We start from the raw sequence: 26,127 nt of genomic DNA, 5'->3' as shown, positions 1-26,127 counted from the left end.
TATTAGTTTATACTATACACTATGATTTACACTACTTCTATTTTTTATAGTTTTCTTTTCTATATATAAAACAATACTATCGGCATACGCTTTTTCTATTTCTAGCTTTTCTGTTATAAAATCCCACACTCCTTCTTTTTTTGTAAAATACCCTTGGGAATAAGGTATTCCTGCTGTTCCAAAATATAGTGATTGAAACTCTATTAGGTAAAATTCATCCCCATCATATGCGATGTCTATGGAAACATGAGGGACATCTAATTTTTTATATATTTCCTGAGCAAAATCAAAAAGACCATTGGGAGCTTCTGCTTCTAATCCATAGAAGTAATTATCATACCCTCCTCCACTAGCTTTAATACCACGTCCTTTTAACAACGGACGTTTAAAGATGTATAATCGTTCTCCAAAAATGTATACTTTCCAATCATTCTGAAGATCAGGAATAAATTTTTGTAATATAAATTTCTCTCGATATAGTGATTCTCTTATATATCCTTTATGTTTTAGAGATCTACCGTAATCTCTTAGATCCATACTATACTCTCGCTTATTGATTTCTTTTACTTTGCCAATTAATTCTTTCTCTGATTTTATAAGACAGACACCTGTCCCCGATGCTCCACCAGAGGTTTTAAATACGATAGGATATTGTATTGTATCTAAATGCATTAAAAGATCTTTCATAGATCCAAAAATTTGGGATTCGATATTGCCTGTTAACCCCTCATATTGTCTCATCAGCTCCATAAAAACCTTATTATTATTGGCTTTTAAATGTTTGTATGCTGGGATAACAGTAACACCTGATAGCTCCAATGCATAGATTATATCTTCGATATAGGATTTATATTTATATCCTATATCTTCAGAAGATGTATAAATCACATCTCTACCATTAAAAATATCATCTGCTAAATTAATATCATTAAAATATTTGTATTCTAATCTATACTCTAAATCATAAAAATATTTAGACAACTTATCTTTATCCATCCCACTACGATATGGAACATCAAAATGTTTAGAACCAAATTTTGATTTATAATCTGTTAACGCTACTATAGACTTCATGAGTTTCTGTTTTTGGTAAAATAAAATGACTTGATAGGTTATACAATATAGCTAATGATAGTGCTAATGTATCTCGATCTTTTTCTGGAGTATATGGGGATAAATTGGTAAGCATAATAGTTAGTATTTCGGCATCAAAAAATGATTGTTTTTGGGCTATCAATAGGTGTATCTTTTTTTCATTTGCCTTGATACCAGAAATGATTCCCAGATTATCCAAGTTTGTTTTTTTAGCTTTTTTCTGTATTCTTTTTTTTAAAAATGGAAGAAGAAGATTTAAAAGATACTTAGGATTTCTAACATCAATAGGGCGATATCCTTTTCCTGTTACCTGTCTATATATCTTTTGGTTTGTTTTTTTTATGATATCAGCATATACATATTGCCCTTTCATACGCTTTAGTGGATTTTTGGTAAAAAAATCATTATTAGCACCGGCATATACTGTAGTCAGTAATGTTTTTATAAAATTATAATCCAGAAATGGAGTCCTAACAGTCAGATACTGTTGCTGCGTTGTAATCCATTGCCCAAAGAATTTCCTAAATACTTCTTCGAATACAAAAATGTAAAACTGTTGATTTGTAGATAGGTTTTTAGGTAGTGTTTTTTTATAAGCAATAATTTCTGCTATGAGTTCATCCAATTCTGTTGTAAATTCTTCCATATATAATACCCTAAGAGGCTTAGCTTTCTTAATAATTTCTGCTAACTCTGACTCATCCTGAGTTGTAAATATTTTTGCCAAAGTCTGTGAAGTTACTGCTCCTGTGATATGCAATGCTCTAAACAGTTCACTACCGCCTGCCCCTGATATCAGATAATTTGTTTGCTCTGCTACTTTTTTAGTACTATATAAAAAGTGAGGGTATATAAAACCGTTTCCCATATATCCCGATGAGCTATATTCTGTAGCATTCTTATAATACTCAGATAATATATAGTTCTCATCACCAAGATCAAAATATTGATAAGGCACCTTTAATTCATCCGCATTAGCCAGAGGAATCTTTACATCATTATTTTCTGATCTACCAAAAGAAAATGTTTTAAATCTTTTACAATGGTTAATCGCACAGCTTACCAATGTTCTACCATCAAAACCGCTTGTAAAAGCAATATCAAATTCTTGTTCTGGCAAGTAATCCTTTACCGTAGCTATAAACAAATTACTTATATCATCCACCACTTTTTTTCCTTTTTTAGGAGATGGTACAAATAAATCTGTGATCGTATAATGCTTATTGACCGTAATTTTATGATGCGCTAACTCAATAAAAGAATGGCATGCTAATAAATGGATTTCATTATATAATGTCCTATTAAAAATACCATAGTTAAACAGTAGGTTTTCTAAAATAAATTTCTTGTCTATTGTTAGATCACTATTTATATATTGTTTTATGAATTGTATCGAAGAAGAAATAAATAGCTCCTCTTTAGTATAATAAACAGGTAACATGCTAAAAAAACTATTGTATACTTTTATTTTTTCTTCTTTTAGAACAATAGCATAAAAATGCCCTTTAAGTTTTGGAATATCGTCATCATTGATTTCTACTATTTTTTCTGAAGAATCTATATAATCTCCTATTATAATTACTTTGGTAGTACCAGAATTATATTCAGAATATGTAGTACTTGTTAAAACCATAAACCATTCGTTAGTTAGTTGTATGATTCTTTTTTCTGATTTCTCACAGACTAAATTTTTATGTAAAATAATAAAATCGCTCATCTAAATTATTTGATTTATAGTAGTCCTCTATTAGACAGTTTAAACAAATTCCATAATAGTATTGCTGCAAAAATCACGGATAGATACCTAATCCAATACATATTCTTTTTAGGATATGTTGTTACAATCCCATCTGCCATAAAAATGATCAAAAAAGGAAGTGCCAGTATCTGAAACCGATCTTGAAAAGAAATCCCAGAAATTGCTAATATCAATATATACAGGATAGAAAACCCTCCTAGAAACAATACTCCTCTCTGCCGATGTTTATAGGCCCTATACAACCCTATAAAAACAAAAAAGTACAAGCAGTTTCTTATAATCTCGTTCTGAAAATGTGAAAAGATTCCCAGTTGTGCTTCTTCAAAATTTAGTAATGAAGGAAAAGGTGTTATAATAGCCCCTGCCACCAAAAGAGGACTTACAATTGCTGCGGCATAACTAATTCCTCTTTTTTGGGATGTTGTACTTAATTCAGTTCCGAATTGATCTTTACTAGCTTCGATTGCAGCCTCTATATGCTTGTTCATCCCTAAAACATTCATTACCCAAAAACTACCTATAACAAAAAGTATAGAAATGAATATCGAGGATAACCGATAGTTTTTATTAGTCGTTTTATAGCATAAGATCTGAAGTATAATACACCCCAATAATAAAGGAGCCAATACTACTCTAAAATAGAATACTGCTCCAAACAAGACTAAAACTATTAATGAATTGATTACTCTAAATTTCTTATGTATAATGATCAGATTGATTAGGTAGGCGATATGTACAATAATAAATATCAAGAAAGTTTCTTTTAAGAAAAACCCAGTAAACCACAATAACGGTGGCATTAGCATCGTAATTATACCTGCTAATCGCGCTCGTCTCTCGTCATAAGAAATTCTGGTGATTTGGTATATTCTAACTACAGTAATACTCCCTAATATGGCATTACATATTTTGATTACCAGAATACTTTTCCCAAAAACAGCATAGAAAAAACCAATAATTATAGAAAAACCATAATCTGCCTCACTTCTCCAGAAATTAGATAACGTAATAAAAATACTTCTCCCATCTTTTATAGCATCTGCAACCATTATCCCAGAATAATGATAATTCCAAGAATCCTGTGCATAAACCTCCATCGGTAAATTAGCCGGGTCATACAATAATGTAAGAAGGTATAATAGTCCTATTGCAATTAACCGGTAAAAGAAACTATGCACAAAGATTCTATGGATAAAACTATCTTTTTTTGACCATGCCTGAGAATAATACTGTAATCCTGCTATAAAAAAAATAATAACCCCCAAACCTGTAAACAGGATAGGCAATGGCATTATATAATACGGAAATAATAGTATATGCAATACGACAATACTTATGGCAAAGGATATACTTATATTTGACTGTTGTTTAGTCCAATACATAAATCATTGATAACAAGATTCATAATTTTTCTCTATCTGCATAATCTCATAATTAGTTTCAAAACATTCTCGAGCATTATCCGATAACTCTTGTTTTTTTACTGTTGGTAACTCTATAAACTTAGTGATTGCCTTATATAATGATGCTTCTTCAAAATCTGTAGTAATAAATCCATTATACCCATCTTTAATAATACTCATCATCCCTCCTGCAGGAGTACTAATTATAGGAACCCCCATAGACAATGCCTCTAATGCTACAATAGGCATTCCTTCGTTGGTAGAACAAATAATTAAAGCATCTGCTTCTGCTAAAAAATCTGCTGCATTCTCTTGTCCTCCAGAAAAAAATAAATTAGGAGTATTTATATCTTTTAATTCAGCAAACAATCTACTATCGATCACTCTACCAATCTGCACGCACATTGCATTCTTATACCTCTCATATACAGACTGATAACTAAGCGCTAAGAGTTTAAAGTTCTTATATTTACTAATATTTCCTATTGCTAGAAACTGGATTTTAGCATCTGATGTTGTAGAAAATCCATGCCAAAAAGCACTAATTTCTGTCGCACTTCTTTTAGGAATATAATGTGCTATACCATTAGTAATCTTTACACTTTTTAGTTTAGGATAAGCACGCCGTAAGTCTTTATATATTCTAAACGCGATACATACATGGGTAATTCTATTATTTATAAAACGTAATGCATTGAGATAGCTAAAGCATTTTTTCCAAACAGTAAAACTGTTATGCACCGTATGGATATATTTAATCTGTGGTCTGATTAAAGAAATACCATATACATAATACAGTGGATTATGTAAATGCACATGTATCACCTCTGGCTTAATCTTACCAATCAACGTGTTTAACTGCAGAAATTGTCTAATCGAATATTTATAAGTCCATCCCATAGATTTAACTACAATAGATGGGAGCACTGATGCCATATAATTCCTTTTAGAATCTGTAATCCCTAGAATAATCAACATCACATCATTAGATACAGACTGTGCATTAGCTAACTGAACTACAAAGTTTTCGGCACCTCCAATATTTAGGCTTGATATAATATGTACAATTTTCATTTTCGCAATACTACTATTATGTTATGCTATTTTTTTTAGCCCCCGTATTGAGGTAGCGTTATCTGTATATAACAACAATTTAGATCGATACATCAAAAAAAAAAATCTAATCCTACATTCTCTATCTATTTATACTCTTATTACATCCTAAAAAATTAACTGATCCACTTAGAAACTCTATTAGGAATTTTAACCATAAAAATCAAAGGAAGAGTGAATATTTAAAAAAAACAATTCTTATTATACTAAGATAAAATTACTCTTTTTTTCTCTCATCAGGATACTGTTTTACCTCAAACAATCTATAGAAAACCTACTGTAAACAAATAAGTTACATCACATTAACAGCATCCGATACTGCTATTATAATCAATACTATTAGGGTGATGGTTATTGATTTTAAAACTCTAAATATGAAATAACTTACATACGTAATGAATAAACCCATATTTATATACACTAGCTTTTTTACTATATCTAATTATTTTTTAACAACACAAAAAAAATCAGGCTAGCCTGATTCTACTTATAAACTACTAGTTAACAAAACAGTACCTACCTAAATCACTCTGGTTTATAAACATCAATTGTCATTTTACTAAGGATAGTTCCTTTATTTAATAGTGTTTTAGAGCTATAACCATCAAATACTAACTGATGCAATGACCGATACGTCAATCCCACAAAATACCTATGGTTACAAAAAGATAACATACAGAACAACCAATAAGTATGTAGTTTTGTATGAAGTTCGTAGACACCCCAATCGTACCCCAATACGATGTCTATTATATATAACGTATATACAATCATTGTTTTTTTACTACTACCCACAGTAGCAGTAGCGTATATAATATAAGTATAAAAAAAATAGATAAAATGGGTTTACAAAGTGATTTTTTTATTAGAATGGACGGGGAGCAGATCTCTGATATTGTAGCATTTTCATTACAGGAGCACGTAGGCGAGCATTCTTCATTTAGCGTTACCATACGTACAGACGTATTAGAAAGCAACACCGATCAAGATAGTCTACTAGGCGATAGCAGAAGGTTTTTAGGTAGAGATTTCTCTATACAAGCACGATCCATTATGGCTATAGAAGGCTATAGCGAGCTAGCCTTTAAAGGAATTATTACCGCTATGAATCCCCAAAAAGGATTTAATGGAGCATCAGAAGATGTCGTAATATTCGAGGGCTATAGCAGCTCTATCATACTCGATAGTGGACCACAATACCGATCCTATAACCAGATGCCACTAGCAGATATTGTACAAGAAACACTAGGCACCTATGATCAATCTAAGTTAACCGTTACTATAGCCCCAGAGGATAATAGTACCCTGCAGTATTCTGTAATGAATGGAGAGAGTCGATATCAGTATCTAAAACGATTAGCCATATCCAGAGGAGAATACCTACTCTACAATACCGACACCCTATATTTTGGAAAACCACATCTTGGCGACACCATCCCGCTTACCTATGGTATAGATCTAAAAAGTTTTAAAATCGGGATCACCCCCAAGCATGGAAAAACAACCTACCTAGGACATAACTACCATACCGAAGAAGAAACCACCGCAACCACCACCGATGTCATCACCAATGCACAGGGAGTAACCGCAATCGCTAATACCGTAGCCGATGCCCTATACCCTAATGATACAAAAGAGCTACACCACTCCTATGAGCATCCCGATCTACAGCAACGTATGGATACCATGGCCATTTTACAAAAAAAAGTAACCGAACAGCAACAAATTAGTATTACTGGCGATAGTACCCATATGGGGATCAGTGTTGGTAAAGTCATTAGCATCCGCAATGATCGAGGAACCTACGGTAGCTATAGAATAACAAATATAAAACACAGCCTATCCGCTATCGGTAGCTATCAGAATCATATCACTGCCGTACCGATGGATATCGATATATTTCCCCTCACCGATACACGAGCATTCTCTACAGCGCAGTCCAATACCGCTACCGTAGTAGACACCAATGATCCCGATAAGATGGGACGTATAAAAATCCGTTATCCATTTGATACCCAATCAGGCACTACCAGTCCATGGATACGAGTCGTTACCCCGTATACAGGCGCTACTTACGGACACCATATGATCCCAGAGATCGATAGTTCGGTAATTGTAAACTACCACTCAGCAGACATAGCACAACCCTATGTAATCGGAGCAGTATATACAGGCATTAATAAACCCGATCAATGGAGCTCTGATGCTAACAATAAAAAAGTAACCCGAACCCGTAGCGGTCATACCATAGAGCTCAATGATACTGAGGGGCAAGAGATGATCAATATCTATGATAATGAAGGCAGTAGGATTAGTTTTAATACCCAAGAAAAATCATTATCCATTACCGCTACAGAAAACATAGAGATCACCGCTAAGAATATCCGTATCGCTGCAGAGGAGCACATCGATATCCAAGCCAATCAAAATATACAAGTAGCAGCAAAGCAAGACCTTAGCGCATTAGCAGAAGGCACTGTAGCACTACAATCCACTGGCGATATGACTGCTAGAAGTAGCAGTAATCTAGCACTACAAGCTATAAGAAACCTTACTGCCACAGCGCAGAACACCACTATAGAAGGGCAAACCACCGCTGAGATCAATGGTACACAAACCAAAATAACAGGACAAACCCTTACAGAAGTAAGCGCAACAATCGTAAAAATCAATTAACTATGCCAGGACCAGCAGCAACAATAGATAGTATGCACCTATGCCCCATGTGTTCGGGTACCGTACCCCATGTAGGAGGAATAATTATAGGACCCGGAGTACCCAGTGTATTGATCGGTGATAAATCTGCCGCAGTAGTAGGCGACCTATGTATCTGTATAGGAGCAGTAGACACCGTCGCAACAGGAGTCACCAGTGTACTGATCGGCGGTAGACCAGCCAGTACTATAGGAGACCTCACAGCACACGGCGGTAGTATTACAGAAGGCAACCCTACCGTACTAATCGGTACAGGATGTAGCCAACCAAGAGCAGTAATGCCCATTGCAGAGATACCCTTCCCCACCATCTCTATTACCAATCGCATACTCGGCAATACTAGAGAAGCACAAGAAAATCAAGAACAGTTGAGAGAAGAGGCAGAAGAAAGTGGACGATTAGATAAAACTGGACTAAGCCTATAAAACTAAAAACTATTATGAAAATAAGTGATCCAGAAAAAAGTGGACCTAACCAAAACTTAAAATTCAATAATCGTTTTGGTAAATATCTCATTAGTCACTTAAACACTTGGCACGGAGGAGTACATATAGAAGGACTAAACACCCCTATACAGGCCATTGCCAATGGTAGAATTATTGCCTATCGATTTACCGAAGAATATAAAGAACTTCTTAAAACCAAAGACAAAGTCACAACAGCAGCATCAGAATCATCAGAAACTGAAACAGAATATTTTAAATATGTGAACAGCTTTGTACTCATACAACATGATATTCCCCTTACCAAAACAGTAACAGAAAAAGTTGTTATATGTTCGCTTTTTTCGTTAATTAGGGGAATTTAGACCAAGTTTATTTCCTTCAGTATCTAAAAACAACGCAAAAAAACCACTTTCATCCGCATGAGCTGTTTTCTGCATAAGAATTTTCCCCCCATTTTTCTCAATCTTATCAAGAATGGTTTGAAGATTATCTCCGCCATTCAAATACATGGTTACTCCATCAGCAGAAGGTTTATACCCTTCGCCTTTCATTATAACTCCTGTAATTATTTGATCTTCGTATGGAAATACTCCCATTTCAATTCCTGGTATTTCCATTTTCTCAATATTAATCCCCAAAATTGCTTGATAAAAATTTACTGCTCTAGAAATATCCGTTGCTGGAATTTCAAAAAGTGAAATATAGTTTTTCATTTCTTTTGTTTTTTGATTTAAGTTAGATTCGACCACACTAGTTTCGACCTTTGATTTATCTTGAGTATTACAGCCAGTAATAACAATGCATAGTATTATGGCTGAACATAGTATAGATTTTTTCATATTACCCTGTTTAATTTTAAAAGATAAATTTAGCTTACCTATAAATGATGAAATTGTAAAAATGCGACACATTAACTATTTGTAGAAAAGAGTAGAAAGTATCATGTTTTCATTACCTAAAAACGCTTTCGGATTTATTCCGGTAAACTCCTTAAAGTCTTTGATAAAATGAGCTTGATCGAAGTACTCACTTTCATAAGCTATGTCCGTCAGGTTTTCAGACTTTTTGTTCAGTAACATTTTAAGTGCTGTTTGAAGTCTGATTACTTTACCTAACTGTTTTGGACTAACGCCAATTTGCTTTATAAAATTTCTTTCAAGTTGTCTGCGTTTAGATAAATCCTCTTTGAGTATTGAAGTTATCGAAGCATTTCCTTTTGTTGCTATAAGAGCATCAATTGTAGTTTTTACTATTTTGTCGACAGTAGTTTTTTCATTCAACCTATCTAAAAGAAAATTTTCTATAATTTCTATTCGTTCACTACTACTGATTGCCTCAACTATTTTTTGCTCTAATTCTTTAGCAATTTTTTTTCCAAACAACAATTCTATTGGCGTTTCCTTATTTGCCAAGTCTTTTATTGGTACTGTTACAAAATTTCCAAAACCGTAGGGGTAGAAACGAATTGCAAATGTGTTGACATAGCCAGTTGGTTGAATATAAAAAGGTTCAATGATCTGTCCAAGAACCATTGCCCGAGGTTGAAGGATAAATTCATCTTCCGAAGTGTATCTTTTAATATCATCTCCAAGTATAAAAGCCATTTCAATTGTACCATCAGGAATTATTCGCTGTCTTTGTGTATCAGATTCAGCAGGTACTTCTAGAGTCCAATAACAACTTATGAGCGATTCTAAATCTGAATGAGGTTTATATGTTTGATAATTCATAATTATATGTTAGTTTTTTTCAGAATGACGCAACGTCAGTTTGACGGTCTAGTGTATGATTTCGTTGCGTGTTTTAAGCACCTAATTTAGCAAATACAAACCGAATAGAAAATTCGCTCGGATTTTCGTAAGTAAGCCTTTACTAGCAATGAATTATACACGGTGTTAATAGTTTTTATTCAAACATGGCTTTAATTTTCTCATTAAGAGTTTCATCGCTAATCTTCAAAATCTCTTTTAGTAAATCAGTTGAAATAGGCTTCGCGTTAGGATAAGCGTGTTGTTCTAAAAAAGTACGTAATGCTAAGTTCAATCGTTCCTCTCCAAGCATCTCACTCAATTCTACAAAAACAATAGCACCTTTAGAATAGGAAACGAAGGCATTGTTTTTTGTGGCTTTCAATAAAGAATTATCATCACTAAAACCTTTTTCAGCATCATATATTTGTTTGTGTATCGCCACACGTTCTAACATTTTGTCTTTACCGTACATGTGTTTATAAATCATCATTTCGGTATACATTGCCAAACTTTCTGTTAACATCCCATAGCCTTCGCGATAATCGGGATCAATCTGGTTTGTTCCCCACCAAAAATGCGCTACTTCATGTCCAGCCAGTTCATTAATTACATCTTGATTGTAATTACCTGCTAGGTTAGCATGAAACGTCATATGCTCTGTCATAAATATAACACCAGGATAAGCGGTTCCTGCAAAACCTTGTGTAAATGATGAAACTTCAGCAAATTTAACAGAAGAAAAAGGGTAAGGACCAAAGTACTTGGTGCAATAATCTAATGACAATTTTGTGTTTTCAATAAGATGATCTACATTGTCTTCATGCAAAGGATGGTATAAAACCTCAATTGAAACATCCATATGTTGTACTTTTTTAACCTCATATTTAGCTGAAGCAACCGCAAACCTAAAAGGTATGTCATCTGCTTGATAGGTATAGTAATGCCTATTAGCCTCTTGCCAATGCAATTTTAATTCACCAGTACCAACAGTAATTTGATTTTTATCTGTTGAAATTTGCATGTCCAACGCAATAAAATCATCTACAGTGGTCTTTGCAGCATCAAATGGTTTCATGGCTGTTACTTCACCCAATGCATGTTGTTTTCTAATAGTCTTATCTAAAAGTTCCTTGCTAGCATCATATCCAAAACGAGGGAAATAACGACTAATTCGCATAAAAGAACCATCCTTAACAATAGCATTAAAAGGATTGTGACTGTTTACAGCTTGCCATTTATAAGCCAAATTAAAAGTAAGTTTTGCCGAGTCTTTGGCTTGTATTGCGTGTTTTAATTTTATTTCAAAAATAGAACTGTCTAACCTTATCGTATCATTTTTATAATAAAAGGAAAGTGATTGTATCTCAAAATCTTTAGGTACGCTAATAAGTATAGAGTCTATAGCTTGGTTATGTTTGTTTACCAACCGGTAAGAGCCTTTTATATTATATGCTTTTTCTTCTGGGAATAAATCTATTTCTGTGTGAACCTTTTTTATTATTGGCTGCGGAAGGTTCTGGTATTTTCGGTATTGCTTTTCGTAAGCAACTCGCTCTAGAATAGCGGAATCTTTATCTTTTGAAACATAACCATCTAAAAATGAAAACCCACTTAAAATGGCTATGCTTACAAAAGTAATAGATACAATAAGCAAACGGTATTTTATAGCTTTAGTTTTTATCAAATGAAATAAAGTAAATAGAAGTCCTACAAGAGTAAACCCAAAAGCTAGTCTGTAAATAAATATCGTTAAATAAGGGCCGTAACCTATAAAATGGCTATAAGCACCTTTGTAGCCAGATAAAAACCTAAACAACGGATTCGTTATGATGCTTTTTGAAATAGGAGTTATAAACAATAAGAATAATAAGATTGAAATGCCTAATGCAACAGATTTACTTTTGCAAATACTATTTATAAAAAGAAGTATTAAGGAAAGGAGTATGAGTGGTAATGTATTAAAGGTTAAAATACCAAAATACGCCTGCCAATCAATATAAAGATATTTAAAACCAAGTTGAAAAATAACAGCTTCCAAGAGCATTAAACCTGTAAGAAATGTGATTAAAAACACCATACTTACACTATGTCCCAATAATCGTTCTCTTGCATAATAGGTTGTGTTTTGAATTATTGAAAAGCCACTTGTATTTGCGCGCCAAAACACATCGTTTGTAAAGTAAACCACAACCAAAGCGCCTATAAAGTAAAATGTCTCATTAATAGTTTTAGCTAACAAGCCAGAGCTAGCGTATTGTTGTGGTAGCCTAATGCCCATATCAATATCACCATACATTTCTACACCTACATAAAATAAGAGTAAGGCAGAAACCGAAATAAGCGGAATACTTTTAAACAAATAAATAAGATCGATTTTCACAAAAGAGTAGAGGGCTTTCCGTTTTGTTTTAGAATTAAATAAAGTGCCAGCTATTGCAAATGGCATATCTAAAAATTTAGTCTTCTCAGACGTTGCTACAGTATGTTTCTTTTTTAACTTTTGCTTGAAAACTGGCAGAAATGAGAACGCACGTATACCTGATTTTACTATAATTAATGATAACAGGACAACGCCTAAACGATTTATTAACAGAATATTACTAAACGAAACAGTGTTATGGTTTCTTTCAAAGACATTAAAGTCTTTGGCATCATAAAAATAAGCCGATAACCCAAAAACATCTGTTATGGCAGATATTTTTTGAGCTAATAAAGACTGTGGTAATGATTGCGCCATAAACGGAGCGTTTGAAAACATTAACACAATCATATAGGTTATATACAGCATTAAACCTGCAATAGCAACCAATAATTTATTCTGAAATTGTTTAGCAAAGAAAAACAGAATACTGCATACCAATAAACTGTTGACCACACCAAAAATTAAAAAAGAATATACATAATGCCATAGATTAAACCCTGAAAGCATTTCAGAACCTGTTTGTACATGCAATCCTATAACATAACCAAGCATTAAAATAAGAAAACTAAATGCAGTAAGTAAAAAGAAGGATAAAAAGCGTGCTAAAGCAAAGTCGCGTTTCTTTGTGGGTGTTGTAAATACGATTAAGCCAAAATTAGTGTCACTTTCCTTAAATAGCCCAGAAAAAGCCAATAATGTTGCTATCAAAATAATAATTAGGCTTAACAAACCAGTCATAAATCCAACCGAATAGGGCGCATTGGCTGCAATGCCGTCGCCTACATTAATATGAAACTTAAAACCTGCAAAAAAACCAAGTACTAAATAAGCTAACAACGCAAATTGAGTCGCTATTTGTTTTAGTGAGCTGTATATATCGTTAAGTAAAACCGTTTTCATTTCGCATTGTTTAAATAAGTGAAGTAAACGTGTTCTAAATTAGGCGTTACAGCTTTAAACCCAGTAGGGCAAGCATCAGCATACACGGTTACATGCATAACCTTTTCAATAAATTGTTTGCTGATTACATTATTGTTTGACTCTATATTAAGAAGCTCACTCTTGTTGGTCGCTTTTTGCCATATTTTCCCTTGCAATGCATCAATAAATTGATTTGGGCTATCTTTTGCGACAATAGTTCCTTGTTTTATAATCGCCATTTCCGAACAAAGATTTCGTACATCTTCTACCAAATGGGTGGATAATAAAATGATAATGTCTTCACCTATTTCGCTCAATAACGCATTAAATCTATTACGTTCTTCAGGATCTAAACCTGCTGTAGGTTCGTCTACTATAACAATTTTAGGATTTCCTAATAAAGCTTGAGCCACACCAAAACGTTGTTTCATTCCGCCAGAAAACGTATGTACTTCTTTGTTTTTAGCATCAACTATATTCACTTTATCCAGAAGATTCATAATTTGGTCATGACATTCTTTTTTGTTATGAATGCCTTTTAATTTAGCTAAATGTTGCAATAAATTATAAGCCGAAACTTTAGGATAAACACCAAAATACTGTGGTAAAAAACCTAACTGCTTTTGTATCTCTAATGGTTTTTTTACAATATCTACATCGTTAAAAAAAACTTGTCCTTCCGATGGTTTTTGTAAACCTACGATGGTTTTCATAAGCGAAGATTTTCCTGCGCCGTTAGGCCCAAGTAAGCCAAAAACACCGTTTGTTATTTCTATATTTATGACATTAAGTGCTTGGTATCCGTTGTTATACACAAGGGATACATTATTGATATTCAAAGCATTCATAAGATAATATTTAAAGAAAAACTAGTCTACATAGTCTATGATGTCTCCAGGTTTACAATCCAAGGCTTTACATATTTTTTCTAAAGTTTCAAAGCGAATGCCTTTGGCTTTTCCATTTTTCAGTATTGATAAATTTGCAGCTGTAATGCCAATTTCTTTAACCAACTCTTTACTCTTCATTTTTCGTTTGGCAAGCATCACGTCTATATTTATTACAATTGGCATAGTTTAGATATATAAGTCTTGTTCGTTTTGTAAATTCAATCCTTGGTTAAATATTTCTGACATAAAAAACACAAAAACGCCAAGAACAAGATGCAGGATAATGATTAAAAACATTTCATGTTCTATTTGCATAAAAAATGATGCGAATGTAGTAAGCGCAGTAGGCAGAAATATATTGACAAGATAAAACCGTCGCAAATGAGCAATATTTTCTGCGGTAAATAACTTATTCTGGTAAAAAACCTTAAAAACATTAGATAGCAACCAAAAAAATAAACCATACGCAAAAACGGGAATTAAAAACGAAAAAACCAAATACGTTGTGTTACTATCTAAAATTAAAAAAGATTCCTCTGTAAAGGGATAGTTGATAATTGTTTGCTGATTTTTTATTAATAAATGGGTGTTTGTAACCCAGCTAAATAATCCATATAATCCAGTAATTAAGTATATTCCGCCCAATACCCTAGAGATGTAGTATAAAACTTTGGAAATAATGATTGATTTTTGCATAGAACAAAATGTAATTTATTACTGTAAATATATAAAAAAATATTGTTTTACAATAAAAAAATACATTTTAAGATAATTTCATCCTTGCTATATCCGTTAAAAACGATTTAAGAACGTTTGCCTTTATTCAAATAAAGTAAACCAATAGATTAACCTGAAGTTTAGCTTAATACTAAAATTTTAGGGAGTTTCATATTTTAATCAAGGGTGAGTTTTTTGAATTGTTGCCAACGTGTTTGTGTATGATTTGTTGCATGTTTTAAGCACCTAATTTAGCAAATACAAACCGAATAGAAAATTCGCTCGGATTTTCGTAAGTAAGCCTTTACTAGCAATGAATTATACACGGTGTTAATAGTTTTTATTCCGCTATTATTAGGTCAAAAGTATATTTCATAACGGTATCGTGGTCTTTTAAAAAATCTTGAATATTTCGAACGACATAATGGTCTGGTATAATTCCTCTGTCTTTTGGTAGGTTTTTTGCCGTTGTTGCAAAAGTACTCCTTGCTATTCTAGTCGAAACACCTGTATTCTTTAAGTCTAAGTTCATACTATAGTCGTTACAACTAAAAGTGCCGCCAGATTCTTCCCCAATCAATATGGCTATTTTATTATACTTGACCAATGATAAAAAATGTCCTGTAGTTGAGCCACAGCCAGCATCTTGCAAAATATAGATTTTTCCATTGAATGAGTTTTCAAAGGGATTCATTGGGTTGAATTGTTCTTCATTAGAATACTTATTTCTTATAGAATAGGTAAAAGTTTCAGATGACAAATACCTCAACAGGTGTGCCCCATTAAATCCTTGACCACCTCCATTACCTCTTAAATCAACAATTAAGTTTTTAATTCCTTTTTTCTTTATTTCCTTAAACGATTCTTCAAGCAGTTGGCGATATTTAGTCAAATCTTCTCCATTATAATAAAAGGTTCTCATAGTAAGTATGCTTGTGCTTTTAGCTTCAATAGTCCGAAAACATAAAACATCCTCACAGTATTTTTTTGAATAACTTTCTTTACCTTCAAAAGTGAATTTGTACTCTTTTAGATTTTCTAAGGAAATGGATTCTTTTCTTCCTGCCACTTTTATTTCATAATGTTCAGGAAAATTGAGAGAATATGAAATGTAGTAAGGTGAAAAGAAATTGAAATATTTTTTTTGAGATTCGCGACCAATTCCGCCATCGGCAGATATATGTTTGTAAATATTGTCTTTAATGTTTTTAGCATCTACACCATTAATAGTTAATATTTCAGAACCTTCTAATTTTTTATCTTTATTTATCAATGAATTTGAAACGTACATTTTACCTTCAATCATTCGAATTTCTAAAGGGAATACCAGTTCTATTGGTAGAATTTTACTTTCTTGGAAGAAGGCACCTAAGTTTGTGTGACTACAGCCTATGCGGGCAATTATCTCGCTAATATGCCAGATAAATTCTCCATATGTTGTATTATCGGTAATTGAATTTTTCTTTTCAGTTACCATTTGAAAAAAAGTCTCTTTTGATACAAACTCAAAAGGTTGAGGGTGCTCATTTATTAACTTTTCAGTCAGTTCGTCAATATCCTCCACATATTGTTTTTTTGGATATATTTTATAGAATTGACCAAGTTCCTTATCTGATTCTTTTTGTTGTGAATTACAACCAGAAATAGAAATTAGAAAGATTAATAATAAAAGTATTTTTTTCATTTCCGATATGTTTTTCAAATTACCCACAACGGTCAAGTATAAGCAGTAGCGGATTTGTAACCACTAACTTTTCGTTTAAACACAGGCTTTTTTATATTTTCTTACTTTCGTTTTAGTCATTAAACCGCTATTATTTTTATACAATGTTGTGGGTAGTTTTTCTATTCCCAATAGTGGTGAGCTACTTTTTCAATTATTTTCTGAGGTGAACTACCTGTCAAATTTGTTAAAAGAATAATTGTTAATTTATCATCAGGATAAATAATTAAAGATGCTCTTCCACCACCAATAGGTGCTATAGCAGGATGATTTTCTCGCATAATAACAGGCCATCCATATCCATAACCATTCAAAAACCCACCAAATCCACCATATTGGCCGTCATTTAATGGTACGGCAGTCCACATTTCTTTCCTGCTTTTTGAAGTTATGAATATGTCGTTTTCCAAGGCTTTAATCCATTTAGTCAAAGCTTTAGTGGTTGCAAATGCGCCTGCATCCGCCCAAACAAGTGGAGAAAAATCTTCTGAAATTTCAAATAGTTTTTCTCCTTTTTCGTATTTGCCAGTTTGTTTATTCTTTTCATAATAACTGTATGTTGAGCTTTTGTTTTGAACACTTTCAAAAGAACTTCCAAAAACAATTTCTTTGTTTATACCAATTTTGTCAAATTGATTTTTTTGTAAAAACTCTAAGTAAGTCATTCCACTTACTTTTTCAATCAGTTTTAAAATCAATACATAATTGGTTTGGATATAGTCGAAGCTTTCACCAGCTTTAAATCGAATATTCTCATTTTTCACTTTGTCCCAAGCAAATTTTTCCCCTTTCCCGCCAATCAGTCCACCGTTTTGCGTGTCTTCAATATCTGGTAAACCAGAAGTATGACTTAAAAGTTGACGAATTGTAATTTCATTCCATTCATTCGGTAAATCGTCTAAATAATTTGAAATTGGGTCTAATAGCTTTATTTTACCATCTTCTACCAACTGCATAGTTGCCGTACCAGCAAATATTTTTGAAAGTGAATTGATTGAAAAAATTGTATTACTATCAACAGGAACGGTAAAAGCATAATCAGAGAGTCCAAGAGATTCCAAAAGTACAGTTTGTCCATTTTTGATTACTACTATTCCACATCCTGGGATTCTTTCTTTTTGAATTTCTTGTTTTAATTCATTTAAGAATTTTTCTTTTTTTTCTTGAGCTTTTAAGGTACAGCTCACAATAAAAATGGTTAATACAAACCAAAGATGTTTATTCATATATCTTGTTTTTTCAAATTACCCACAACGGTATCGTGTATGAAACGTAGGGCAGGTGATAAGCGATACGTTTCGGATTGGTACTAAGCCAAATATAATATTTTGCTTTTATCTTTTTTATTGAAAATGCCAAATTTTATAGTTGGTGACTTTGTAAAGAAGCACTGGCTTCTAAGTTTTACCTAAACAGCCCTATGTTTTCTTATACATTGTTACCTACTGGTTATTTCTATCACATCTCCATCTTCGGGAATAAGAACTTTATTTATTAAGCTGTTCTTAATCAATATTTCTCTTAGTTTTTTTCGAGTTAATGGACAATGATTTATGGATTCCATATGATTAGCAATTACTTTTCCTGATGTATTTTTAACAAACTTTAAAATATCATTCATATCCATAATAAGTTTGTTAAATAAGTCAAATTGAGCTGTTCCACAAGCTAAAACACTAATCTCCGGTTTGTAATTCTTTAGTACTTTGTCAACCGACTCTGTGTATATTGTATCAGAGCTTATATAAATAGATTTTTGTTGTGGAAGTTTGATAAAAAAACCAATTACATTACCCATTAATTTAGAAACAAATCCATAACCGTGTTTAGCTGGTATTCCTTCAATTGTACCTCCTAAAAAAGTTTGTTCTTCCCAGTATTTTAATGTTTGAACTATATTTAGTCCTCTTTTGGTTAATGCCTTTTCATCTTTGATACTACAAGTAATAGGAATATCATTTTTAATCAAGAACTGTATTCCCTTACTATCTATGTGGTCAGGGTGTTGATGTGTAATTAAACAATGAGTTACTTTTTCAAGTATAGAATTTACCTTGTGTGGTAGTGGAACGATAGGGTTTTTTCTTGCTTTATGCCTGAATAATGTAAATGAAGGCATAATTCCTACATCTCCTAACATTGGGTCAATTAAAATAACTTCATTTTCTGTTTCAAGAACCATAGTAGCATTTCGTATGTGATGAATATTTAGCATTTTGTATTTTTTATGTGTTATACAAAAGTCAAATAAATAAGAATCCTTTTCATTGATTCAAATCAAGAAGTACGTTTTCTAATACGACTTAATGTTTCAGGAGTTATATTTAAATAAGAAGCAATATGATATTGAGGAATAGATTGAAGCCATTCAGATTTGTAAATGAATAATTCTTTATATAATTCTTCTGGAGTTTTAGTGATGCGATTAAACTCCAACATTTCTTTTTGTTTTAATAATTTTTGAAACGAAGATTCAACAAAAGATTTTCCACATTGATATTTCTCTAACAAATCAAAAAAAGGTTTTCTGTCAATGCTTAAAACCTCTACTAAAGAAAGGCATTCTTGATTTTTATTAGTTAAAGTATTCTGACTGAAAGTCAATAAGTCAGAAATGAACTGTGGTTTAACGTAAAAGTTTATATTAATTTCTTTTTCTTGATTTGAGTAGTATTCCCTTACTATTCCTTTATTAAGAAACCTAAGTTGTTTCTCCTTATTTTGAGCTTTAATTAATAGGGTTCCTTTCTTATGTTCTTTAATTTCAAATGATGAGAACAGTTCCTCTAATCCATCTTGATTTAATGAATATTCAGATTTGAAAAATTTAGATATCTCAGCGAAATTGTTCATTTTTTTGAGCTTGTAGGTAACGTCTCGTATAAGAAACGTAGGGCAGGTGGTTAATCACTAACTCCACGTTTATAACTAAGCCAAATATAATGTTTTGTGTTTATCTTCAATATTGAAACACCAAATTTTATATTTGGCGACATAACGGATAAGCCTCAACATTTCGAATAAACTTAAACCGCCCTATGTTTTTTATACATTGTGTCTGTTGCACAAGTTAACAAAAAAATAAGATTAGAATAGAGTTGAGATTTAATAGGTTTCTTATTTTTATTGATGCAAGGCATTAAAATATACCAAGAGAAGTTATTTAATAGTTTTCGCTTAAGCGATCATGTACCCGCAGCTAATTTTTACAGACGATTAAAAGACATACTCCAATTAGAATTTTTATATAAAGAAACGGCATGTTACTATGGTAAAAGCGGACAAAAAAGTATAGACCCTATCGTGTTTTTTAAGCTCAATTTAATCGGTTACTTAGAAAATATTATCAGCGATCGTAAACTGATTTCTCATTGTAGTATGCGTTTAGATTTGTTATATTTTTTAGATTACGACATCGATGAAAAACTCCCTTGGCATTCTACCTTTAGTCGTACTCGTCAACTATTTCCAGAGTCCGTTTTTGAAACTGTTTTTACCAAAGTATTAGAAATGTGCGTAGAAAATGGTATGGTAAGTGGACATACTCAAGCAATTGATTCAGCACCAATAAAAGCCAATGCTAGTATGGATAGTTTGGAGTTAAAAGTTCCCAAAGAAGATTTAGCATCTCATTTAGCTTCCATTGGTCATATAAGCAACCGAGATAAAGAAGTTTTTAGAAAGGCAAAGCAAGATGAAACTACCAAAGAACAAAGGACACTAAGTGCCAATAAACAGGGATTAGATAGTATTGTATCACGAAATAAAAATGGAAAAAAGACCAAAATCATCGTCCGGGTGCCAATAATAAAGGAAGTCGTTACACCAGTAATAAAACACATTACAGTCCTACGGATCCAGATGCACGAATTAGTGTAAAACCAGGTAAGGCACGAAAATTAAATTATAGTAGTCAACTTAGTGTAGATACAGCAAATCATGTGATTACTGATATACAAGCTTATCATGCCGATAAAAAAGACAGTCTATGTTTAGAAGATATTATAAACCGTTTGTATAAACGATTATGGCGCTCTGGTTTTTTATTAGAAAACTGCATAGCCGATACAGGGTATAGTAGTGGTGAGGTATATGCTTATTTAGAAAAAAAAGGCATCACCAGTTTTATACCACCTCATGGAACTTACAAAGGCGGACCAGAAGGTTTTATTTATCATAAAAAAGAAGATTATTATCAATGTCCAAAAGGGAAAATCATTCCATTTAAAAAAGTATTTTTAGATTATAGAACACAAACAAAGAAGAAAGAATATCGAGGATCAAGTAAACTATGTAAAACCTGTCCTATAAAGAACCAATGCTTAAGGAAAACAGCAAAAGAGAAAAAGTTTAGTGTTACCTATTACCAAGAAGAATATGAACGTGATAACAAACGAGTAAATAGTAAAAAAGGTGGTTATATGAAAGGTAAACGGCAAAGTACTGTAGAGCCTGTTTTTGGCACATTAACCCAGTTTATGGGACTTCGAAAAATAAATACATTAGGAATCAAGCAAGCAAATAAGGTGATGCATGTATCCGCAATGGCTTATAATTTGAAAAAGTATTTAAAATTTATAAAAAAGACTATAAAAAGTAAGGCTAAAACCATAAATACATTGTTTTTAATAAAATTGATGTTCATAGGCTTTATATATTACTTTTTAAGCCACTCTAAATTAAAAACAGCTTACAATTACTAAAAAAACAAGCCTCTTAAAAAGGCTTATTTAAAGTCATTTTTCGTGAAATTATAGGGTTGTGCAACGGTTACCACTGTTGTAAAACGTTTTTTTAACCAGGCAATAAAATCCGTTTTAAATTTTTACTATGCATTCGAATTATTTCTTGTTCTATAAATTTCAAAAGTTCTGGACATTCTCTTTCAAAATCTTCTGAAACTATTTTTTTTGTTTGATTGTTAAACTTAAAGGTAACTGTTAAATGACTATTGCAACTAGTATTACTTGAATATGAATTTCTTAGTTCGAAAAAACCATCTTCAATAATTTTTTCTATAAATTTATTTAGTGTTTGTTTACTAATTATTTGTTCAGAAACTTGGTTGTACTTGTCATTTTCTTTGCCCCAATTTTCTGAAGATGGATAAAAGGTAATTATGGTGTCTTTCAGTATAAATTTATCATAATGAAAAGCTCCACGTTCAATTGTTAAAAGTATACTTGATGAATCAACAGTTTGCTGTTTTGATAAAATACTAGATTTCGAAATTACTTCGATATTCATATAATCATTAGCCTTCTTCGAATCTTTTGTTTTAGATTCAGAACAAGCAAAGATGCTTAGTGAAATTAATATTAGAATAAATTTTAAAGATTTCATTTTTTAATCTCGACTAACGTCAAATTTTGTTATTGATATTCAGTTAATTATGTTTTTGTCAAATCTATTAATTTTCACCAACATTTAGATTAATTTTTCGCTTCGTTAGCTCGAGGAATTAATCGGATTCTGATGTGGGGAATGTTTTACAACGGTCTCAGCTATGAGTAATTGCTTAAGAGCACTAAGATAGCAAAAGTCATTAAACTGAGGAAAATTCTCCGAATTTTCCGATTGGAACTTACCATACCCAAGCAATTACTTATAGCCATTGTTGTAATGCGTTTTTATTTATTCCATTCACTTTTTAATATTGAATAGAAATCAACATTTATTTTTTCTCCGTTTTTAATTTCACATTCACGCATTGTTCCTTCATATTTGAAATTAATTTTCTCCAATGCACTTTTACATTTTGTATTTTCACTTACTACATAACCTTCTATTCTATTTAAGTTTAATTCAGTAAAGCCTTGTTCAAATAGTTTTGGCATAACTTCTTTTAAAATTCCGTTTCCCCAATGCTCTTTTAGTAACCATAAACCAATTTCGGCTTTTTGATGTTCTTTCTCCAAACTGTTAAAACCTCCTGCACCACAAAATTGATTACTTTTTTTATCATAAATTCCCCACCAAATTCCAGTACCTTCCTTTTTTAAGTTATTATACCATTCCATTTGTTATTTTGTTTCTTCTAATGTAGAAAAATGAACATCATAGTATTTTGTTATTTCAGGGTTCGATAGTCCTTTGTGTATATTGTTTATGTCTGATTGTTCTATTTCTTTTAATATGTAGTTTTTTGTATTAATCATTTTAAATATATAGTTTTAAAGTATTCACATACGATAATCATATTTTCATCAAACTTGTCTCCGTGAGGTTCCATTTCTCTCTTGTAATATGCTTCGTGAACTCTTTTCCAATAGTCTAAAGATTTATCGCCTTCACCTTCAATTTTTGCAAATTCTGGAGTAATTTTATTATAAGGAACTTGTTCGATTTTAGTAGTTTTAATTATAGCCTTTGCATTTCCATTCCAATCAGTTACAATATATTGGTCACCAACTTTGGGAAGTTGTTCATTATTCTTTTTATACCACCACAAAGATGTTGCGGTAGCTTGTTTTATGCCTTTTACAACCAATTCAGCACATTCATTAGCATCTTTTTTGTTATCACAAAAATAGAACGATAAAGGTGTTCCTTTTGTTCTGTTATTTGGGTTCTCTATTAAAAATTTTCTCCATAGAACATCCACTGACTTATGGTTTTTCTTTATAGTTTCCATATGGTTATTATTGCTTTCCGATTTGCAATTTAAAAGGGTAAGTGTAAAAACTAAAATAATTAATTTTGGTATTCTTATTTTCATATAGTTTAGAGTAAATGCATTACAACGTTAAATGTATGTTTTTGTTTGGTGATAATCGTTTGCGTAGCGATAGCGAAGACAAACTATTTGCCAAATGAAATATACATAGTGTTGTGTGCTTTATACTTTGTTGGCAGTAGTTTTTAATTAATCTATATCTTCTGGGTTTTCAGTTTGACTAGGAGTTTGAATGTAGGTCTTTATAATTTTTCCATTAGGGTTATATTCTGTAATATGAATTGTACCATCATTTTTACGGACTCTAACTATTTTTGAGTTTTGAGTGAATATAGTTTCTTTAGCGTACTCAGAATGAGTTTTTTTTATTTCTTTTCCATATTTGTCGTATTCTATTTTAACACTTATCTTTTGAGGATTATCACTCGAAGAAGTATAAAGGTTCAATTTTTCATAAACTTTAAGTTTATCATTTACAAAGTATTTTTTGATTACCCAGTCATCGTTTAAATACTCTACAATCTCATAGGTGTTTTTTTTGAAATATTGTTTACTAATTATTACTTTATCTTTTTCGTATATATTTTCTTCAATTAGTCTATTATTGATAAACTTTTCTGTTCTAATTCTTTTATTATTTTTCAAATAAGTTATAATACTATCTTTTTGTTTCAGATTACTATAATCTTTAACTTGAATTTCTTTGTTTTTTTTATAAAAAAATATTGAACTAAATTTTAATTTATTAATACTATTATAAGCAAATTCTCTTTCTAGTTTCTTATTTCTATATACAAGAACTCTTCTTTTTTTCTTATTCCCCGCATTAATAGTAATTGTATCAATATTACTTTTCCCAATTGATATCAAATAATAATTTCTACTGTAGTGTTGTTCATCATAAATGTATTTCCCAGAATTCAATTTTAAAGACCATAAAATATCTGTAAAGTCTTTATTTACATTGTATTCGTTAAATGTATAACCATTATAGATTTCAGGAAATTTTTTATATAAATTATCAACTGACTTATTTTGAGAATATAAATCATTTGTTATAACAAAAAACAATAATATGGTTGATAAAAAATGTAGTTTTTTCATATATATATCAATAACAATTAACTTAGTTTGTTTATGTTCGGAATTACTGCCAACGGACTGTATAAGCGGTCGTTTTAATGTCGCTTATACATTGTTGTAAACTGGCTTTTATTGTCCTCATTCTGTTTAATATCCTCTAAAACCCATTTTATATTAGCATCAATTTTATTGTTTAGCATTTTCCAACTTGGTTTGATATGAACATCAGGAATGATTCCATTCGAAATAGTATCTTGAAATCTGTAATATCTCTTGGAAAATTGCACCTGTAATTTTGAGTTTTGTAATTGAAACATTTCGGCATCCTGATAATCGTTTGGATTTCCTCCTGTGCGCTCTCCAACAATTTTTGCATTTAATAATTCCTTAAAATGAGCAGTGTTACTCATTCCTGCTGAATATGTCTTTCTTCCCGTTATAACGTAAACTCCATTTTTCCAATCAATTTGATCAGTGGATGATAGTAATTTTATAAGTTCTAAACCAACATAGAAATTCCCTCCGCCATTATCTCTTACATCAATAATAATATTTTTAGTACCTCTTTGAATTACATCTCTTGATAGGGCAACAGCAAATCGTCTCATTTGCAACGCGCTTGGGTATGCTGCAAAATAAAGATATCCTGTTTTGAGCTTATCGATTGGTTGATACCATAAATAGGGAGTTCCTATCAAAGATTCCTCAAAACTGAATGGACTTTCTAGATTAATTGGATCTTTAAGGGATGCCAGATATTCAGTTTGTGGAAGTGCTTCTAGTTTAATTGTTTTATATGTGCCATTTTCTAATATAAACTCAAAGTTAGCAGATTCGCCTTCATTGGTGATTTCCAATGCTTTTAAGACTTTGGAATATTTTAGATATCTAGCTAATCGATCCCTTTCAGAATACCAATTATCTGCACATTGAATCACGAGAAGTACTTTGCTTATTATTTCGTTCAAGGTAGTATTATCTATACCGACTAGTTTCGCTCCTAATAGTTCCGGGTAATCTTTTGGAGTTCTTAAGACCCTTATCTCCGTATCGCTAAAAATAAAAAACTCTAAAGGATAGGTGTTATAAAACTTGGGTTGAGCCCATATTCCAGTGTGACTATCATCTAATGATCTTATTATTTTTGAAAGACGTATAAAAATTTGATCATCTGAAAGATCAGGAAGATTTTTTAGTAAGCTGTCTACCGCTTGTTCCATTTCAATTTCAGGTAAGCTGTGATAAAGATTTATATGCTTCGATTTTAAAGTATTAAAGAGATTTTCAATATCATTTTCCCATTTTTCAACTGTCATTTCAGTTTCTTCTTCTGATTTATTATTACAGCTCGAAAAAATAAATAGGAATAATAGAATTACAGTATATCTGGTGTTTTTAACCATTATCATAGAG

At 31.8% G+C, this 26,127-nt stretch carries 24 protein-coding genes and 1 pseudogene; 4 read left to right on the top strand and 21 right to left on the bottom strand.

Going from position 1 to position 26,127, the window contains the following annotated elements:
- Positions 1-12: 12 nt before the first annotated feature.
- The 5 genes from N456_RS02015 to N456_RS23945 all read right to left on the bottom strand — a co-directional run bounded on the left by N456_RS02015 (position 13) and on the right by N456_RS23945 (position 6,144).
- Positions 13-1,074, bottom strand: a complete 1,062-nt coding sequence (locus tag N456_RS02015; protein ID WP_062053351.1) for an ATP-grasp domain-containing protein — start codon at positions 1,072-1,074, stop codon at positions 13-15.
- Positions 1,043-2,812 carry an asparagine synthase-related protein gene (locus N456_RS02010; protein WP_062053349.1) on the bottom strand — a complete coding sequence of 590 codons (1,770 nt, stop codon included), beginning with the start codon at positions 2,810-2,812 and terminating at the stop codon, positions 1,043-1,045. Before N456_RS02010 ends, N456_RS02015 begins: the two co-directional genes overlap by 32 nt.
- Before the next feature lie 14 nt (positions 2,813-2,826).
- On the bottom strand, positions 2,827-4,236 hold the full coding sequence (locus N456_RS02005; protein WP_082422402.1) for a glycosyltransferase family 39 protein: 1,410 nt from the start codon (positions 4,234-4,236) through the stop codon (positions 2,827-2,829).
- Between the two features lie 3 nt (positions 4,237-4,239).
- Positions 4,240-5,331, bottom strand: a complete 1,092-nt coding sequence (locus N456_RS02000; RefSeq protein WP_062053345.1) for a glycosyltransferase family 4 protein — start codon at positions 5,329-5,331, stop codon at positions 4,240-4,242.
- A 564-nt stretch (positions 5,332-5,895) separates the two neighbouring features.
- Positions 5,896-6,144 (bottom strand): hypothetical protein, encoded by a 249-nt coding sequence (locus N456_RS23945; RefSeq protein ID WP_148639146.1) that lies wholly within the window; start codon positions 6,142-6,144, stop codon positions 5,896-5,898.
- Positions 6,145-6,210: 66 nt separating this feature from the next.
- Here N456_RS23945 and N456_RS01995 point away from each other — a divergent pair, with 66 nt between their 5' ends.
- From N456_RS01995 to N456_RS01985, 3 genes are read left to right on the top strand one after another with little or no spacing between them, the layout of a single operon-like run.
- A complete protein-coding gene (locus N456_RS01995; RefSeq protein WP_062053343.1) occupies positions 6,211-8,046 on the top strand; it encodes a type VI secretion system Vgr family protein in 1,836 nt (611 codons plus the stop codon).
- 2 nt (positions 8,047-8,048) lie between these two features.
- Positions 8,049-8,510 carry a PAAR domain-containing protein gene (locus N456_RS01990; protein ID WP_062053341.1) on the top strand — a complete coding sequence of 154 codons (462 nt, stop codon included), beginning with the start codon at positions 8,049-8,051 and terminating at the stop codon, positions 8,508-8,510.
- Between the two features lie 14 nt (positions 8,511-8,524).
- Positions 8,525-8,893: a hypothetical protein gene (locus N456_RS01985; protein ID WP_062053339.1), complete on the top strand. Its 369-nt coding sequence runs from the start codon at positions 8,525-8,527 to the stop codon at positions 8,891-8,893.
- On the opposite strand, the gene N456_RS01980 is transcribed toward N456_RS01985, so the two are convergent.
- The 10 genes from N456_RS01980 to N456_RS01935 all read right to left on the bottom strand — a co-directional run bounded on the left by N456_RS01980 (position 8,876) and on the right by N456_RS01935 (position 19,808).
- A complete protein-coding gene (locus N456_RS01980; protein ID WP_062053550.1) occupies positions 8,876-9,370 on the bottom strand; it encodes a VOC family protein in 495 nt (164 codons plus the stop codon). The genes N456_RS01985 and N456_RS01980 overlap by 18 nt on opposite strands.
- Positions 9,371-9,445: 75 nt before the next feature.
- Positions 9,446-10,261: an AraC family transcriptional regulator gene (locus N456_RS01975; RefSeq protein WP_062053337.1), complete on the bottom strand. Its 816-nt coding sequence runs from the start codon at positions 10,259-10,261 to the stop codon at positions 9,446-9,448.
- Positions 10,262-10,436: 175 nt separating this feature from the next.
- Complete coding sequence (locus N456_RS01970) at positions 10,437-13,604, bottom strand: M1 family aminopeptidase (RefSeq protein WP_082422401.1); 3,168 nt, start codon at positions 13,602-13,604, stop codon at positions 10,437-10,439.
- A complete protein-coding gene (locus N456_RS01965) occupies positions 13,601-14,473 on the bottom strand; it encodes an ABC transporter ATP-binding protein (RefSeq protein ID WP_062053335.1) in 873 nt (290 codons plus the stop codon). Before N456_RS01965 ends, N456_RS01970 begins: the two co-directional genes overlap by 4 nt.
- A gap of 21 nt (positions 14,474-14,494) precedes the next feature.
- Complete coding sequence (locus N456_RS01960) at positions 14,495-14,698, bottom strand: helix-turn-helix domain-containing protein (RefSeq protein WP_062053333.1); 204 nt, start codon at positions 14,696-14,698, stop codon at positions 14,495-14,497.
- A gap of 3 nt (positions 14,699-14,701) precedes the next feature.
- A complete protein-coding gene (locus N456_RS01955; protein ID WP_062053331.1) occupies positions 14,702-15,211 on the bottom strand; it encodes a DUF2975 domain-containing protein in 510 nt (169 codons plus the stop codon).
- A gap of 361 nt (positions 15,212-15,572) precedes the next feature.
- Positions 15,573-16,916: a S41 family peptidase gene (locus N456_RS01950; protein ID WP_062053329.1), complete on the bottom strand. Its 1,344-nt coding sequence runs from the start codon at positions 16,914-16,916 to the stop codon at positions 15,573-15,575.
- Positions 16,917-17,077: 161 nt separating this feature from the next.
- The gene (locus N456_RS01945; RefSeq protein ID WP_062053327.1) at positions 17,078-18,181 is read right to left on the bottom strand and encodes a serine hydrolase domain-containing protein; all 1,104 of its coding nucleotides are present in this window, start codon (positions 18,179-18,181) and stop codon (positions 17,078-17,080) included.
- A gap of 212 nt (positions 18,182-18,393) precedes the next feature.
- Entirely contained in the window at positions 18,394-19,170 is a 777-nt protein-coding gene (locus N456_RS01940; RefSeq protein WP_062053325.1) for an MBL fold metallo-hydrolase, read from the bottom strand.
- A gap of 62 nt (positions 19,171-19,232) precedes the next feature.
- The gene (locus N456_RS01935) at positions 19,233-19,808 is read right to left on the bottom strand and encodes a Crp/Fnr family transcriptional regulator (protein ID WP_062053323.1); all 576 of its coding nucleotides are present in this window, start codon (positions 19,806-19,808) and stop codon (positions 19,233-19,235) included.
- 276 nt (positions 19,809-20,084) lie between these two features.
- Between N456_RS01935 and N456_RS25320 the strand changes: the two are divergent.
- Positions 20,085-21,658: pseudogene (locus N456_RS25320) on the top strand (IS1182 family transposase).
- Between the two features lie 91 nt (positions 21,659-21,749).
- Here the strand turns inward: N456_RS25320 and N456_RS01920 are convergent.
- The 6 genes from N456_RS01920 to N456_RS01900 form a co-directional block, all read right to left on the bottom strand.
- Positions 21,750-22,298 (bottom strand): DUF6438 domain-containing protein, encoded by a 549-nt coding sequence (locus N456_RS01920; protein ID WP_062053318.1) that lies wholly within the window; start codon positions 22,296-22,298, stop codon positions 21,750-21,752.
- A 287-nt stretch (positions 22,299-22,585) separates the two neighbouring features.
- Positions 22,586-22,975, bottom strand: a complete 390-nt coding sequence (locus N456_RS01915; protein WP_240315465.1) for a GNAT family N-acetyltransferase — start codon at positions 22,973-22,975, stop codon at positions 22,586-22,588.
- Positions 22,976-22,978: 3 nt separating this feature from the next.
- The gene (locus N456_RS25095; RefSeq protein WP_262482797.1) at positions 22,979-23,113 is read right to left on the bottom strand and encodes a hypothetical protein; all 135 of its coding nucleotides are present in this window, start codon (positions 23,111-23,113) and stop codon (positions 22,979-22,981) included.
- Positions 23,110-23,589 carry an ASCH domain-containing protein gene (locus N456_RS01910; RefSeq protein ID WP_062053545.1) on the bottom strand — a complete coding sequence of 160 codons (480 nt, stop codon included), beginning with the start codon at positions 23,587-23,589 and terminating at the stop codon, positions 23,110-23,112. The genes N456_RS25095 and N456_RS01910 overlap by 4 nt, the downstream gene beginning before the upstream one ends.
- 231 nt (positions 23,590-23,820) lie before the next feature.
- Positions 23,821-24,735: a hypothetical protein gene (locus tag N456_RS01905; RefSeq protein WP_062053317.1), complete on the bottom strand. Its 915-nt coding sequence runs from the start codon at positions 24,733-24,735 to the stop codon at positions 23,821-23,823.
- A gap of 74 nt (positions 24,736-24,809) precedes the next feature.
- Positions 24,810-26,030, bottom strand: a complete 1,221-nt coding sequence (locus N456_RS01900; RefSeq protein ID WP_205410241.1) for a S41 family peptidase — start codon at positions 26,028-26,030, stop codon at positions 24,810-24,812.
- Positions 26,031-26,127 lie beyond the last annotated feature (97 nt).

It is taken from the genome of Aquimarina longa SW024, assembly GCF_001401755.1.
Classification (GTDB): Bacteria; Bacteroidota; Bacteroidia; order Flavobacteriales; family Flavobacteriaceae; genus Aquimarina; species Aquimarina longa.
The sequence above is the reverse complement of the archived record's forward strand: the minus strand, read 5'-3'. Positions and strand labels throughout refer to the sequence as shown.

Coding starts and splice junctions, on each gene's coding strand:
- N456_RS02015 (WP_062053351.1), bottom strand. CDS start 1,074: ATGAAGTCTATAGTAGCGTTAACAGATTATAAATCAAAATTTGGTTCT.
- N456_RS02010 (WP_062053349.1), bottom strand. CDS start 2,812: ATGAGCGATTTTATTATTTTACATAAAAATTTAGTCTGTGAGAAATCA.
- N456_RS02005 (WP_082422402.1), bottom strand. CDS start 4,236: ATGTATTGGACTAAACAACAGTCAAATATAAGTATATCCTTTGCCATA.
- N456_RS02000 (WP_062053345.1), bottom strand. CDS start 5,331: ATGAAAATTGTACATATTATATCAAGCCTAAATATTGGAGGTGCCGAA.
- N456_RS23945 (WP_148639146.1), bottom strand. CDS start 6,144: ATGATTGTATATACGTTATATATAATAGACATCGTATTGGGGTACGAT.
- N456_RS01995 (WP_062053343.1), top strand. CDS start 6,211: ATGGGTTTACAAAGTGATTTTTTTATTAGAATGGACGGGGAGCAGATC.
- N456_RS01990 (WP_062053341.1), top strand. CDS start 8,049: ATGCCAGGACCAGCAGCAACAATAGATAGTATGCACCTATGCCCCATG.
- N456_RS01985 (WP_062053339.1), top strand. CDS start 8,525: ATGAAAATAAGTGATCCAGAAAAAAGTGGACCTAACCAAAACTTAAAA.
- N456_RS01980 (WP_062053550.1), bottom strand. CDS start 9,370: ATGAAAAAATCTATACTATGTTCAGCCATAATACTATGCATTGTTATT.
- N456_RS01975 (WP_062053337.1), bottom strand. CDS start 10,261: ATGAATTATCAAACATATAAACCTCATTCAGATTTAGAATCGCTCATA.
- N456_RS01970 (WP_082422401.1), bottom strand. CDS start 13,604: ATGAAAACGGTTTTACTTAACGATATATACAGCTCACTAAAACAAATA.
- N456_RS01965 (WP_062053335.1), bottom strand. CDS start 14,473: ATGAATGCTTTGAATATCAATAATGTATCCCTTGTGTATAACAACGGA.
- N456_RS01960 (WP_062053333.1), bottom strand. CDS start 14,698: ATGCCAATTGTAATAAATATAGACGTGATGCTTGCCAAACGAAAAATG.
- N456_RS01955 (WP_062053331.1), bottom strand. CDS start 15,211: ATGCAAAAATCAATCATTATTTCCAAAGTTTTATACTACATCTCTAGG.
- N456_RS01950 (WP_062053329.1), bottom strand. CDS start 16,916: ATGAAAAAAATACTTTTATTATTAATCTTTCTAATTTCTATTTCTGGT.
- N456_RS01945 (WP_062053327.1), bottom strand. CDS start 18,181: ATGAATAAACATCTTTGGTTTGTATTAACCATTTTTATTGTGAGCTGT.
- N456_RS01940 (WP_062053325.1), bottom strand. CDS start 19,170: ATGCTAAATATTCATCACATACGAAATGCTACTATGGTTCTTGAAACA.
- N456_RS01935 (WP_062053323.1), bottom strand. CDS start 19,808: ATGAACAATTTCGCTGAGATATCTAAATTTTTCAAATCTGAATATTCA.
- N456_RS01920 (WP_062053318.1), bottom strand. CDS start 22,298: ATGAAATCTTTAAAATTTATTCTAATATTAATTTCACTAAGCATCTTT.
- N456_RS01915 (WP_240315465.1), bottom strand. CDS start 22,975: ATGGAATGGTATAATAACTTAAAAAAGGAAGGTACTGGAATTTGGTGG.
- N456_RS25095 (WP_262482797.1), bottom strand. CDS start 23,113: ATGATTAATACAAAAAACTACATATTAAAAGAAATAGAACAATCAGAC.
- N456_RS01910 (WP_062053545.1), bottom strand. CDS start 23,589: ATGGAAACTATAAAGAAAAACCATAAGTCAGTGGATGTTCTATGGAGA.
- N456_RS01905 (WP_062053317.1), bottom strand. CDS start 24,735: ATGAAAAAACTACATTTTTTATCAACCATATTATTGTTTTTTGTTATA.
- N456_RS01900 (WP_205410241.1), bottom strand. CDS start 26,030: ATGACAGTTGAAAAATGGGAAAATGATATTGAAAATCTCTTTAATACT.